The organism is Paraburkholderia sp., from assembly GCF_047605525.1.
In the GTDB taxonomy this organism is placed as follows: Bacteria; Pseudomonadota; Gammaproteobacteria; order Burkholderiales; family Burkholderiaceae; genus Paraburkholderia.
Map to the genome: position 1 here is coordinate 34,637 of NZ_JASGFN010000040.1, position 13,813 is coordinate 48,449.

Consider the following 13,813-nt stretch of genomic DNA (forward strand, 5'->3'; position numbering starts at 1 on the left):
TTGCGATATCGGCAAAAGGATCGAACGCAGCCATGCATCCGATCCTTTTTTATTGGCGCGTCACTGATCGATGGCGAGCCACACCGCTTTCGGCTCCGTGAAGTTCTCGATCGCCACGTCGCCGTGCTCGCGGCCGAAACCCGAATCGCCGGCACCGCCCCACGGCAGGCGCACGTCGGTATAGCCGTAGGTATTGATCCACACGGTGCCCGCCTTGAGATCGCGCGCTACGCGATGCACCCGGCCGAGGTCCGCGCTCCACACCCCGGCCGCGAGACTATACGCGGTGCCGTTGGCGATCCTGAGCGCATCGGCTTCGTCGTTGAAACGGATCACGCTGGCCACCGGCCCGAAGATCTCTTCCTGCGAAATGCGCATTTCGTGTTCGACATTGGCGAACACGGTCGGCTCGACGAAGAAGCCGCGATTGCCGACCCGCGCGCCGCCCGTGACGAGCGACGCGCCTTCCGAGCGCCCCGTGTCGACATAGCCCAATACGGTCTTCATCTGCGCGGCCGAGATCAACGGCCCCATCGACGTTTCCTTCAGCGCCGGATCGCCGACCTTGATCGACTTCGCCCGCGCGGCCAGACGCTCGACGACTTCGTCATATACGTCGCGATGCGCGAGAATCCGCGAGCCCGCGGAACACACCTGCCCCGTGTTGAAGAACACGCCGGACGCCGCGGCGCGCACCGCATTGTCGAGATTCGCGTCGGCAAAGATCACGTTGGCCGACTTGCCGCCGAGCTCCAGCGTCACGCGCTTGAAATTGCCCGCCGCGCCTTGCAGAATGCCTCGCCCGACCGAAGGCGAACCGGTGAACGTCACCTTGTCGATGCCGGGATGCGAGACCAGCGCATCGCCTACCACGCTGCCCTTGCCGGTGACGATATTCAGAACGCCCGGCGGCACGCCTGCCTCGAGCGCGAGTTCGCCGATACGCAACGCGGTCAGCGGCGTGATCTCCGCGGGCTTGACGATCAGCGTGCAGCCACACGCGAGCGCGGGCGCGATCTTCCACATGCCGATCATCAGCGGGAAATTCCACGGCACGATCGCGGCGACCACGCCGACCGGCTCGCGCAGCGTGTACGTCAATGCATCGGGACGGGTCGGCACGACCTGGCCGTTGATCTTGTCGCACCAGCCCGCGTAGTACTCGACCGTATCGATCGCGGCGGGAATGTCCTGGCGCATCACGGCGGCAATCGGTTTGCCGCCGTCGAGACTTTCGAGCGCGGCGAGTTCTTCGAGATTGGCGCGCATCAGGCCGGCGAGCCGCTGCAGAATGCGGCCGCGTTCGGCGGCCCGGATCGAATTCCACGCTTTCAATGCGCCGCGCGCCGCGCGCACCGCGGTATCCACGTCGGCCGCGCTGCCTTGCGCGACCCGCGCAATCGGCTCCTCGGTGGCCGGATTGATGTCGACGGAATATTCCCCGGTGCCTGGCGGCAGGCGCTTGCCGTCGATCAGCAGATCATGGTGCCTGAGGTCGGTTTGGGTTTCCATCATGAAGCTCCTTGAGTAGGACGTTATGTGGCCGGGCGGCGCATCGATCGAAGACCGTTAACTGCTGAATCGAAGTCTTGCGACCGGCACCCTATGGTTCATGCAAAAGGCTGCGGCTTTGCGGCACGGGAGGCCAATTGAATGCCCGCGCAACGGCACGCGCGGTATCGGCGGCATCGGCGGTAGATGAAGGCGCGCTCGTGCTTGCCACAAACTGCGCCCACACCGCGGCCGCATTCGGACGAAGCGAGCGATTGCGGCGATGCGCGAGCACCGTGGTGAGCGTCGCTTCGGGGACGAGCGGACGGCTCACCAGCGAAGAATCCGCTAAAGGCCAATACGCATCGACCGGCAATACGCCGATACCGAGGCCCAGTGCGACCATGCGCGATACCGCCGCGACGTGCCCGAGTTCCTGTATCGGTCTGCGTTTCAATTCATTCGCTGTGAAGGCCGGCTCCAGCGCCGCGCGCACGCCGGTGTCGGCATTGAGCGTAATCAGCGGCCATTCGTGGAGCGCTCGCCATGCCACGCTGTCATGCCGCGCCAGCGGATGCGTGGATGGCATCACCGCGTGAAACGGCGTGGTGAAAAGTACCTGCGCATGCAGCAGTTGGCTCTCGAGCGGTTCGGCCAGCGCAACCAGACCGAAATCCACTTCGCCATGCTCGACGCTCGCCAGCACACTACCCTGCGGCTGGTCCCTGACCGACACCATCAGTTCGGGAAACGCCGACGCGCAACGCGCCAATGCCTGCGGCACCCAGCTCGACGACAGCACCGGATTGCTCGCCAATACCACGACGCCGGTGTGTCCGTCATACGCGGCGCGCTCCTCGAGCAGCGTCAATTCGATTTCGTCGAGCAGCCGGCCGATTCTTCGCTCGAGGCTCGCGCCCGCATTCGTCAGCTCGACCTGACGCGTCGTGCGGTCGAACAGCTTCAGTTCGAGTGCTTCCTCGAGCTCGCGCACGCAACGGCTCACAGCCGACTGCGTCAGATCGAACTCGCGCGCCGCGCGCGTGAAACTGCGCTCGCGCGCGACCGCGACGAACACCTTGAGCTGCTGCAGCGAAACGTTCATGGCGTCGGTTCGGGACGTGCGCGGCTCACGCTATTCGCCCGTCTGCTCGGGCCAGTGGCTCATCCGCGACGCGTTGCCGTTGCCGCTTACGTTTCCGCTTAAGTTTCCATTTCCCGCCATCGCCAATGTGCCCTGCTGCTGCGGTTGGTCATCGTGCGACGCGATAAAGCGCCTGCGCATCGGCTCGAGGATGAATTTCGCCGAGATGCCCGCGGCGATCGTGATCACGGCGGAGACAATGAAGACGAGACTCCAGCCGCCCGTGGCGGCGAGTATCGATGCGATCGGCACCAGCAACGAAGCGGTGCCTTTCGCGGTATACAGCGTGCCGGCATTGGCCGCCGCATACCTGCTGCCGAACGTATCGGCGCAGGTCGCCGGGAAGATCGAGAAGATCTCGCCCCAGAACAGGAAGATCAGCGCGGCAAACACCATGAACGCATACGGATTGCTGCCGAACTGCATCATGCCGAGCAGCGCGAGACCTTCGCCGATGAAGATGATGAACATCGTGTTTTCACGGCCGATCTTGTCGGAGACGAAGCCGCACAGCGGGCGCGTCAAACCGTTGAAGATGTTATCGATCGACAGCGTGAGGGTGAGCAGCGGCAAGGTCGCGCCGAAAACCGACATCGGGATGCGCGCGATGCCCCAGTCTTTTGCGATTGGCCCGATCTGCGCGGTCGCCATCAGGCCGCCTGCCGCGACCGCGACGAACGACGCATACATCACCCAGAACACCGGTGTCCGGATCATCTGACGCGCGGTGAAATCGACCTTCGTCACCGCGAACTTCGTTTTGCGCGCCGCCTGCTGACGCAACGTCGGCCGGACCAACAGCAGCGCGAGCAGCAGAATGCTGACGCCCTGCACGATGCCGAAGAAAAAGAACGTGTCTTCATAGCCCCGCCGCGTGATCATGTTCGCGATCGGAATCACCGTGAGCGCGGCGCCCGCGCCGAAGCCCGCGGCCGTCAAGCCCGCGGCGAGACCGCGCCGGTCGGGAAACAGTTTCAGCGCATTACCGACACATGTGCCGTACACGCCGCCCGCGCCCATGCCGCCGATCACCGCGGCGAAGTACAGCATGCCGAGCGTGGTCGCGTATGAATTGAGAATCCACGACAAGCCCGCGCAGACCGCGCCGGCCGCCACCACCGGGCGCGGACCGAATCTGTCGACGAGCCAGCCTTCGAACGGCACCAGCCATGTCTCGGTCAGGATGAAGATCGAGAACGCAAGCTGGATCGACGCTTCGCTCCAGTGATGCCTCGCATGCATCGGCGCCACGAACAACGTCCACGCATATTGCAGGTTGGCCACCAGCGCCATGCATACCATGCCGATGACCAGTTGCCACCATCGATTCCGCCAGAACATTCCGGCAGTTGTTTGCTGGGTGATATTGTCCATGAGCCTTGTCTCCACTATTTATTTAGTGCAGCCGGCCTACGCGCCGTGCTGGATGCGTCCCACCTTATTGTTTTGTCCGAAAAATGCCGCTGTTCCGGAGGATTGAAAATTGGTGCCGCTTATTCCGCTTTGGTAAAGCGTCGGACTCGAATTTTTCAGAAAATTGTTTCTTTATTCCGATCGATTTAATCGTCCCCCGCGGTAAGCATTACAAGCTGTTTCCCGCTATTTAGTACGCTATACCGCAGACCCCTGCGTTAACCCGGAGACTGCGCCGGACAGACACCGATCCGAATACCAACCGAATACTTCATCGCGTACTACGGCGGCAATTTCGCGACTTATAAGTTGCATGCTAGGGTCATTGCTGAATTACTAATAATTAAAGTTTGTTATTATGTCGATTCACAATTCCTTATACATCGACCATGACGATGCGCAATGCGACTCTGCGGCAACTGAAGGTCTTTGAAACGGTGGCGCGTCACCTGAGTTTTTCGCGCGCCGCCGAGGAATTGCATCTGACTCAGCCCGCCGTTTCGACGCAGGTCCGGCAGCTCGAAGAGCATGCCGGACTGCCGCTCTTCGAGCAGCTCGGCAAGAAGATCTATCTGACGCCGGCCGGCACCGAAATGCTGCACTACAGCCGCGCGATCATGCAGCAGTTCCATGAAGTCGACGAAGCGATGAGTCAGTTGAAGGGCGTCTCCGGCGGCAAGCTCAATGTCGCGGTCATCAGCGCGGGCGACTACTTCTTTCCCCGGCTGCTGGCCGAGTTCACGCGCCGTTATTCGGGTGTCGACCTGAATCTCGCGGTGCACAACCGCGAGGAACTGCTGCACCAACTCGCAACCAACCAGACCGACCTCGCAGTCATGGTGCGTCCTCCGCACGAAACCGATGCGACCAATGAACCGTTTGCGCCGCATCCCTACGTGATCGTCGCGGCGCCCACGCATCCGCTTGCGCACAAACGCAACATCAGGTTCAGCCAGTTGGCGAACGAAGCGTTTATCGTGCGCGAGCGCGGCTCGGATACGTGGAATTCGATGGAAGAAGGTTTTGCCGGACGCCTGTCCAATCTGAAGATTGCGATGGAAATCAAGAGTACCGAGACGATCAAGCAGGCAGTCATTGCCGGAATGGGCATTGCATTCCTGTCCGCGCATACGATCAGCCTCGAATTGCAATTGGGTCACCTGGTCGTACTCGACGTCGAGAGCTTTCCGGTCATGCTGAACTGGTATGTCGTGCATCGGAAGAACAAACGTCTGCCGCCCGTCGCGGTCGCCTTCAAACGCTTCCTGATGGAGGAAGGCGCGAATCTGATCGAGAAGATCACGCGCGTGAAGGAATTGAGCGTGCATAAGTCGTAGGCTATGAAAACCCAATAAAACTTTAACTATTGCAAATCGATCGGGACTTCTATGCTGCAAGCGAGTTCTTTCACTTGCCAGCCCAGGAGGCCCATCATGAACCACGCTCCGGTTGAATCCCAACCCGGCGCGCGCAGCGCGCGCGTGACGGCCGATCGCGACGATCATCCCGACGACGCGCATCTGAGCGCCTACAACGCGGCATTCAGCGACCTTGGTCTGCGCTTTCGCTGGGACCGCGCGACGCTCGACATGCTGAAGGAGTTCAATGGCGAACTGGCGCGCATCACCGCGTACATCGAGCGCTATCACAGTCATCTGCATAGCGCATACGACGCCAACTTTCTCGCGCAATTGATCCTGCATAGAAAAGCCCAGTACTACAACGAATTTGCAGTCACTCATGGTTAGCGACGCGTCGTGAAATGAGCCGGCCGTCCGCGCGCGCATTCGCGCTGACGGCCATTGCCGCGTCTGCTGTCGCGCGAGCCTCGACGATGCGGATAAGCACTCGTGCGCATCACGCCAGGCTCGACGTCGCGCAACGCCCACATCGGCTCTTCCCCGCCGTGCCATTCGAGGCTCGACAGCAGGTCCCGCTCGCCGACGGGTTTGCCGGCGATCAGGCCATCACTGCGCGCGGCAAACGCATGCATATGCAACGTGCAACTGTCGCCGTTCGCGGCAGGAGCATGACCACCCGGATACCCACGGCTCGTCATCAGATGCGCGCCCATCGCGGACGCCAGCGCGCTCATCGCGAGCAATGCGGCGAGTCCGAAAGGCTGGGCCTGCTCGGTGACGAAGCCGTAGCCGAGCCAGACGCACAGCAGCAGCGCGAACAGATTGACGATGTGATGGCCCGGACGCGCAACCGCATCGCGTTGCAACGCGCCGCGCAGCTTGCAGAACGCAATGGAAGAAGTCGCGAAGATCAGCGCGCCGATAAACACCGCCGCATAGAGCTCGATACGTTCGGTGTTCTCGCGCGCCGCCGCTGACAGATAACGCGCAACGCCGACCGACACCACAGCGAGACCCATGCCGCTGCCGAGCAGCGCAACGAGTCCCGGCCGCCGCGTCAGGTCGCGTCCGTGCACTCGCCACGCGCCGAGCGCGGTACCCGCCACGGCGGCGTCGATCACATTGGCGCTCGCCCCGAGACCGGCCGCGAGCATCGCCACGAGAACAGCGGACAATGCACCCGCACACCAATAGGGCCGATGCATCGAGCGCCATTTGAACTGCCGCTGTCCGATCGCGGCCAACGCCACCGTCAGCACCGCGACCCACGCGGCGGAGATGGCCACCGCGAGCGGGCACAACACGCTCATCCACACGGCACTCCCACTGGCTTGCGGCATGCGTGATCCTCCGTGATGCGATGCATCGGCACGAAGCCGATCGGTCGCGCGGTTCTACCGCGCTGTCAGATGTCAGACGGCGTTCGCGGGAACGCCCAACCGTTGCTGCACTGCCACTTCCGCCACTTCGCCCGGCGCCGCCGCGCTCAAGGTATTGGTCAGCGTGCCGATCCCGTCGATCGTGATCGATACCGTTGCGCCGTCCCTGATCGACCCGACACCGATCGACGTGCCGCACGCAATCACGTCGCCGGGTTCGAGCGTCAGATCCTGCGAAATCAGACTCACCTGTTCGGCGGGCGAGAAAACCATATCGGCAAGCGGATAGTTCTGCCGCTCGACGCCGTCGAGCGTCGTCACAAGACGCGCCTGCCGCCACTCGAATCCGGAGACGATGGCCGGCCCGATGCAGCAGAACGTATCGAAGCCTTTCGCGCGACACCACTGCGGAAAATGCGGGTTCTCGTTCAACAGATCGGCGGCGGTCACGTCGTTGACGAGCGTATAGCCGAAAATGGCCGCCTCGGCCTCGCGCGTATCGACGTCGCGGCAACGCTTGCCGATCACGATGCCGAGTTCGCCCTCGTAGACGATCTTGCCCGCGTAATGGCGCGGCCTGCGTATCGGCTCGCCCGCGCCGATCACCGCGGCCGCCGGCTTCAGCAGAAAGAGCGGATGCGTGGGCACGGGTTTGTCGAGCTTCGCCGCGAGCGCATGATAGTTGTTCCACAGCGCGACGACCTTGCCGGGCGCGCACGGCGCCAGCGGCGTCAACGCACGCATCGACAGCACCGCGCCGGTCGGCACCGGCTGCTCGAGACTTTCGTACTCGTGCAGATAAGCGCCTTCGACGCGGCCGAACACGATACCGCCGTCGCTCGACATGAACCGCATCCACGTATCCATACGTCGCTCCTTGCGCGCGTCTAGATGGCGCCGGCCGTGCGCAATGCGCTGATCTGCTCGGGCGAATAACCGAGTTCGGCCATCACTTCGTCGGTATGTTCGCCGAGCAGCGGCGAACGCTTGACCTCGGTCGGACTGTCGGACAGTTTAATCGGGTTGCCGACGGTCAGATATTTGCCGCGCTGCGGATGATCCACTTCGACGATCGTGCCGGTTTTACGCAGCGACGGCTCCTCGGCGATTTCCTTCATCGAGAGAATCGGACCGCACGGAATGTCGTACTTGTTGAGGATCTGCATCGCCTCGAACTTGGTCTTCGTCATCGTCCAGCGCTCGATCTCGGCGAAGATCTCCTTCAGCCGCGGCAGGCGCGCGGACGCCGTCGCATAGTCGGGATCCGTGGCCCATTCCTCCTTGCCGATCACGTTGCAGATCTTTGCCCACACGGGCGCCTGCGTGATGAAGTAGATGTACGCGTTCGGGTCCGTCTCCCAGCCTTTGCACTTCAGAATCCAGCCCGGCTGACCACCGCCCGACGCATTGCCCGAGCGCGGCACCGCCTCGCCGAATTTGCCGTTCGGATATTGCGGATATTCTTTCATCACGCCGGTGCGATCGAGCCGCTGCTGGTCGCGCAGCTTCACGCGGCACAGATTGAGCACGCCGTCCTGCATCGCCGCGAGCACGCGCTGGCCGCGTCCGCTATGCGTGCGCTGATACAGCGCGGTGACGATGCCGAGCGCCAGATGCAGACCCGTGCCGCTGTCGCCGATCTGCGCGCCGGTCACGACCGGCGGCCCGTCGTCGAAGCCGGTGGTCGATGCCGCGCCGCCCGCGCATTGCGCGACGTTCTCATAGACCTTGCAATCCTCGTACGGCCCAGGACCGAAGCCCTTCACCGAGGCGACGATCATGCGCGGATTGAGCTCCTGAATCCGTTCCCACGTGAAGCCCATGCGATCGAGCGCGCCCGGCGCGAAGTTCTCCACCAGCACGTCGCAGGTGCGAATCAGCGCTTCGAGCACCTGCTTGCCTTCGGGATTTTTCGTGTCGATCGTGACCGAACGCTTGTTGTGATTGAGCATCGTGAAGTAGAGGCTGTCCACGTCGGGAATATCGCGCAACTGCTCGCGCGTGATGTCGCCCGCGCCCGCCCGCTCCACCTTGATCACGTCCGCGCCGAACCACGCCAGCAATTGCGTGCAGGTCGGCCCCGATTGCACATGCGTGAAATCGAGGATGCGCACACCGTCGAGTGCCTTGGCCATGTCGTTTCTCCTGAGGGATGCGTTTACTTGTACATGGTCTGGTTCTTCGTGCCCGGCGCGTATTCACGCGGGTCGACCCAGATGTTGACCACCGCCGAGCGGCCGGTGCGATGAATCGCTTCGCGCGCACGCTGCAACGCGCCGGCGATCTGCGCGGGGTCGCGCACTTCCTCGCCGTGGCCGCCGAGCATTTCGGCGAATTTGCTGAACGGCACGTCGCCGAGCAGATTGCCGACGTTGCCGCGCTCTTCGCCGTATTTGGCAAGCTGGCCGTAGCGGATCTGGTTCATCGCCGAGTTGTTGCCGATCACCGCGAGATACGGCGCGCCGAAGCGGTTCGCGGTTTCCATGTCGAACGCGGTCATGCCGAACGAACCGTCGCCGTAATAGCAGAGCACTTCCTTGTGCGGATGCGCGAGCTTCGCCGCGAGCGCGAAGCCGGTGCCGACGCCGAGCGAGCCGAGCGCGCCCGGGTCCATCCATTGTCCGGGGCGGCGCGGACGCACCGCCTGCGCGGAAATCGTCACGACGTCGCCACCGTCGCCGATGTAGATGGTGTCGTCGGACAGGAACTCGTTGAGTTCATAGGCGACGCGGTACGGATGAATCGGCGTGCTGTCGGAGTGGAAGAGCGGCATCAGCTTTTCGGTCGCGGTGGCTTCGGCGTCGCGCAGTTGCGCCATCCATTTGCGGCGCGCCTGACGCTTGTCGTCCTTGAGCCGGCCGCTCGCGGCCTGCAGCACTGCGGCGAGAATCGCGCCCGGATCGCCGACGAGCCCCAGATCGATATCGCGGTTCTTGCCCACCGTGCGATAGTCCATGTCGATCTGCACCAGCGTCAGTTCCTTGCTGATGCGCCTGCCGTACCCCATGCGGAAATCGAACGGCGTGCCGACGACGATCAGCACGTCCGCATTCGCAAACGCCTGCGAACGCGTGCGGTCGAAGTGGTGCGGATCGCCCGGCGGCAATAGCCCGCGGCTCGCACCGTTGAAATAGCCGGGAATCTCGATGCCCCGCAGCAGCGCAATCGCTTCTTCATGGCCGCGCGCGGTCCACACCTGCTGGCCGTACAGAATCGCCGGCCGTTCGGCATCGACGAGAATGTCCGCGAGTTTTTCGATGTCGCGCGGATCGCCGATCGATTTCGTCGACGCGCGATAGCGGCCCGGTTGCGGCACGATCGCGCGCGTCGCGTCGACTTCGCGGTCGAGCACGTCGCGTGGAATTTCGAGGTAGGAAGGACCGGGCGCGCCGTTGAAGCATTCGCGCGCGGCCATCGAGATCATGTCCGCGACGCGCTCGGTGCTCGACACGCTCGCGGCGAACTTCGTGATCGGCGCCATGATGTCGACGTGCGGCAGATCCTGCAGCGAACCCATCTTGTGCTGCGAGAGCGCGCCCTGCCCGCCGATGTGCAGGATCGGGCTCTCCGAGCGGAACGCGGTGGCGATGCCGGTTACCGCGTTCGTGCAGCCGGGGCCCGCGGTCGTGACCACGCAGCCGAGCTTGCCGGTCTGGCGCGCGTAGCCGTCGGCCGCATGCGCGGCGACCTGCTCATGACGCACGTCGATGATGCGGATGCCCTCGTCGACACAGCCGTCATAGATATCGATGATGTGGCCACCGCACAGCGTGAAGATCGTGTCGACCCCTTCGTTTTTCAGCGCCTTCGCAACCAGATGGCCGCCCGACACGACGCCGGCGTCGCGGGTCTTCTGCTTGAGCGTGTCGTCGGCGGTCGTGCTGCCCGTGGCCGGGCTCGGGGATGAAACAACTGCGGACATGGTCGTCTCCTGTGTCGAGATGCGGGTCAATCGGTTGTGCAACGGTTATCGACGGACGCGTCTGCTTCGCTATGCGTCCAGCTCACCGACATCTCAGCGGCCCTGTCACATACGGTATGTGATATATCACGTTCAATCCACTGTCCGGCAATCATTCGAGGGAAAACACTGAGTCGTACCGTACGGCCGCTGCTGTTGATATATCACATACCATATTTTTAAGACCGTCAAGCGCGGTTTATCCCGCAGTGCGTTCCGGTCCGCCATCCCTTCGCTCGCCGAAGGGTCATCACACGCGGCATCGCTGAAACTCGCGCACGAAAAAAAGCCCACGGTGCTTTCACGCACCGCGGGCTTTTTCCGGAATCCACCCAACCGCTTGAACGGAGCTACACGCCTATGCCGCCGTCAATCGAGAAAATCGCAATTGGCTTCGACGAACGCCGCGAGATCGAGCGAATGCTGGCGCGTGAGCCGCTCGGCCAGTTCGGTGTCGCGCTTCTCGAGCGCCTCGATGATGCGCAGATGATCGACGATCGAGCGCGCGGCCCGGTCGCTCTGCGAAATGGTCATGCGCCGGATCGCGCGCACGTGGATGAAGATGTTCTTGATCGTGTCGAGAATGATCTGCGACTTCGACAGTTCGACGATTGCCTGGTGAAACGCGATGTTCGCGTCCGAATACTCGGCGATATGCTCGGCCGGCGTCGTGTCGCGGAAATTGTCGAACATGTGGCGCAGACGGCCGATTTCCTCGTCAGTCGCGTGCAGCGTGGCAAGCCGCGCGGCCATGCTTTCGAGCGCGGCCCACATCTGGATCATCTCGACGATTTCGCGCTTGCTCTTGCGCACGATGTAGATGCCGCGGCGCGGCACCATGCGCAGGAAACCCTCCTGCTCGAGCAGCGTCATCGCCTCGCGCACCGGCGTGCGGCTCACGCCGAGCGATTCGCTGAGCACGCGCTCGTCGAGGCGGATTTCTTCGCGATTCTGGTATATATCCGCGTCGGCGATGGCCTGGCGCAGCATCACATACGCCTGATCGCGCAAGCTCGCGCTCGCGCCGATCGGCTGGAGGGACAGGGTCAGAGGAGTGGCCACTGTTTCAGTTTGAAGTTCTGACGACATTCATCGCCTCTGCTTGAACAGGCGCGCGACTCGGCGCCGACGCTGCGTTGCCGCGCTCGCCCAGGCCGACGAAGCGGCCATGTTGCGATGCAAATTCCGCAACCGGCTCGGGAATCCAGTCGGTGAGCAGAACCGTGGCGGCAGAGCCCAAAACCATGACAGCGACGGCAAACAGCGCGAGAGGCACAAATTCCACGTGTAACTCCGGACGATTGAGACGGTGAATTTCTCAATCATATGCTGCGGCGCCGCATTTTTCAATATTCGGTATGTAGTATATCAATGCGTGTTGTTTTCAAGACTACCACTTCCACGTTAGCACGCGGCAACAACCTTGGCGGCTTCGCCACGCGGATCGTTGCACCGGCAGTTGGTGTAAACACGCAAAACGCGCGCTATGCGCGCAGCCGCGTGCGATGATCGCGCGTTTTCAGCATCACGCGGATTGTGAGAACCGCGTCGCGTCATTAACCTTCCGGACATCCTGCCACGGATCGAATGCGTCGAGTGCCCAGTGGGCACGCCGCGATCCTCTCCGGCAGCCTACAAGGAGACACAATGAGCACCCTTCAACCGCAGGCCTCCGTGGCCCCCCACCGCAATGCGCGCAGTCAGGCGCGCAAGGCGGCGCTCGGCAGCTTTGTCGGCGCCGTGGTCGACTGGTACGACTTCCTGCTGTACGGCATCGTCGCCGCACTCGTGTTCAATGCCGAGTTCTTCCCGAACGTCGGCCCGGCGATGGGCACGCTCGCCGCGTTCGCCACCTTCGGCGTCGGCTTCCTGTTCCGCCCGCTCGGCGGCTTCGTATTCGGCCACTACGGCGACCGGCTCGGACGCAAGCGCATGCTCGTGCTCACCGTGATGATGATGGGTCTGTCGACCGCCGCGATCGGTCTGTTGCCGGCGTTTTCGTCGATCGGCTGGTGGGCGCCCGTGCTGCTCGTCACGTTGCGCGCGATCCAGGGCTTCGCGGTCGGCGGTGAATGGGGCGGCGCCGCGCTGATGGCGGTCGAAAGCGCGCCGGAGAAAAAGAAGGCGTTCTATAGCAGCGGCGTGCAGGTCGGCTACGGCGTCGGGCTCGTGCTGTCGACCGGGCTCGTCGCGCTGATTAGCCGCTCGATGGACAACGCGGCGTTCCTCGGCTGGGGCTGGCGTCTGCCGTTCCTGTTCAGCGTCGTGCTCGTACTGATCGCGCTGTGGATCCGCTCGAGCATGGAGGAGTCGCAGGAGTTCGTCGAAAAGGTCGGCCAGCATGGCGAGCGCGGCGTGCGCCTGCCGATCGTCGAGGCGCTGCTGCGTCATCCGAAGGCCTTTCTGCTGATCATCGCGCTGCGGCTCGCCGAACTGTTCACGATGTACATCGTGACCGCGTTCGCGCTGAGCTACTCGACGACGAACCTGCACATGCCGCGCGAATTCTTCCTGACGATCGGCCTCGTCGTCGGCGCGCTCAGTTGCGTGACGATTCCGTGCTTCGCATGGCTCGCGGATCGCTTCGGCCGCCGCCGCATCTACATCATCGGCGCGCTGGTCGGCATGTTCAGCGCGGTGCCGTTCTTCGTCGCGCTCGAAGCGCGCTCGACCGTATGGATCGTGATCTTCGCGGTGATGCTCGCGAACATCGCGCACGACATGGTGGTCAGCGTGCAGCAGCCGATGTTCACCGAGCTGTTCGGCACCGAGTACCGCTATAGCGGCGCGGGTGTCGGCTATCAGGTGGCGAGCGTGGTCGGCGGCGGCTTTACGCCGTTCATCGCGGTCGCGCTGGTCAGTCTTGCCGGCGGTTCATGGCATCCGGTGGCCGCGTATCTGGCGATCGGCTGTCTGATCTCGGTGCTCGTCGCGGCTCGCATGAAGACCGGACGCAAGATCGACTGAGACTCACTGACCCATCCGTCAGCGGCATGACGGGCCGGCGCGGCGAACAAAGCCGCGCCCGCCCGGTCGGTTGTGGGCGGTCTTTTTTTGTTAGGAA

The 13,813-nt window shown here is 63.1% G+C and carries 12 protein-coding genes; 3 read left to right on the forward strand and 9 right to left on the reverse strand.

Annotation, left to right across the window (positions count from 1 at the left end):
• Positions 1-60 precede the first annotated feature (60 nt).
• The 3 genes from QM685_RS34650 to oxlT all read right to left on the reverse strand — a co-directional run bounded on the left by QM685_RS34650 (position 61) and on the right by oxlT (position 4,009).
• On the reverse strand, positions 61-1,512 hold the full coding sequence (locus QM685_RS34650) for an aldehyde dehydrogenase family protein (RefSeq protein ID WP_415123775.1): 1,452 nt from the start codon (positions 1,510-1,512) through the stop codon (positions 61-63).
• Positions 1,513-1,603: 91 nt separating this feature from the next.
• A complete protein-coding gene (locus tag QM685_RS34655) occupies positions 1,604-2,596 on the reverse strand; it encodes a LysR family transcriptional regulator (RefSeq protein ID WP_415123764.1) in 993 nt (330 codons plus the stop codon).
• A 30-nt stretch (positions 2,597-2,626) separates the two neighbouring features.
• On the reverse strand, positions 2,627-4,009 hold the full coding sequence (oxlT, locus tag QM685_RS34660) for an oxalate/formate MFS antiporter (protein WP_415123765.1): 1,383 nt from the start codon (positions 4,007-4,009) through the stop codon (positions 2,627-2,629).
• 428 nt (positions 4,010-4,437) lie between these two features.
• Between oxlT and QM685_RS34665 the strand changes: the two genes are divergently transcribed.
• Positions 4,438-5,385, forward strand: coding sequence for a LysR family transcriptional regulator (locus tag QM685_RS34665; RefSeq protein WP_415123766.1), 948 nt, complete (start codon positions 4,438-4,440; stop codon positions 5,383-5,385).
• 96 nt (positions 5,386-5,481) lie between these two features.
• Positions 5,482-5,796 (forward strand): hypothetical protein, encoded by a 315-nt coding sequence (locus QM685_RS34670; RefSeq protein ID WP_415123767.1) that lies wholly within the window; start codon positions 5,482-5,484, stop codon positions 5,794-5,796.
• Here the strand turns inward: QM685_RS34670 and QM685_RS34675 are convergent.
• The 6 genes from QM685_RS34675 to QM685_RS34700 form a co-directional block, all read right to left on the reverse strand.
• A complete protein-coding gene (locus QM685_RS34675; RefSeq protein ID WP_415123768.1) occupies positions 5,793-6,749 on the reverse strand; it encodes an NAD(P)(+) transhydrogenase (Re/Si-specific) subunit beta in 957 nt (318 codons plus the stop codon). The genes QM685_RS34670 and QM685_RS34675 overlap by 4 nt on opposite strands.
• A 72-nt stretch (positions 6,750-6,821) precedes the next feature.
• Positions 6,822-7,655, reverse strand: a complete 834-nt coding sequence (locus QM685_RS34680) for a fumarylacetoacetate hydrolase family protein (protein WP_415123769.1) — start codon at positions 7,653-7,655, stop codon at positions 6,822-6,824.
• A gap of 20 nt (positions 7,656-7,675) precedes the next feature.
• Positions 7,676-8,923: a formyl-CoA transferase gene (gene frc / locus QM685_RS34685; protein ID WP_415123770.1), complete on the reverse strand. Its 1,248-nt coding sequence runs from the start codon at positions 8,921-8,923 to the stop codon at positions 7,676-7,678.
• Positions 8,924-8,946: 23 nt separating this feature from the next.
• Complete coding sequence (locus tag QM685_RS34690) at positions 8,947-10,710, reverse strand: thiamine pyrophosphate-binding protein (protein WP_415123771.1); 1,764 nt, start codon at positions 10,708-10,710, stop codon at positions 8,947-8,949.
• 408 nt (positions 10,711-11,118) lie between these two features.
• Positions 11,119-11,838 carry a GntR family transcriptional regulator gene (locus tag QM685_RS34695; protein ID WP_415123772.1) on the reverse strand — a complete coding sequence of 240 codons (720 nt, stop codon included), beginning with the start codon at positions 11,836-11,838 and terminating at the stop codon, positions 11,119-11,121.
• Positions 11,816-12,034, reverse strand: a complete 219-nt coding sequence (locus tag QM685_RS34700; RefSeq protein WP_415123773.1) for a hypothetical protein — start codon at positions 12,032-12,034, stop codon at positions 11,816-11,818. Before QM685_RS34700 ends, QM685_RS34695 begins: the two co-directional genes overlap by 23 nt.
• 362 nt (positions 12,035-12,396) lie before the next feature.
• Between QM685_RS34700 and shiA the strand changes: the two genes are divergently transcribed.
• Complete coding sequence (shiA, locus tag QM685_RS34705) at positions 12,397-13,716, forward strand: shikimate transporter (RefSeq protein ID WP_415123774.1); 1,320 nt, start codon at positions 12,397-12,399, stop codon at positions 13,714-13,716.
• Positions 13,717-13,813 lie beyond the last annotated feature (97 nt).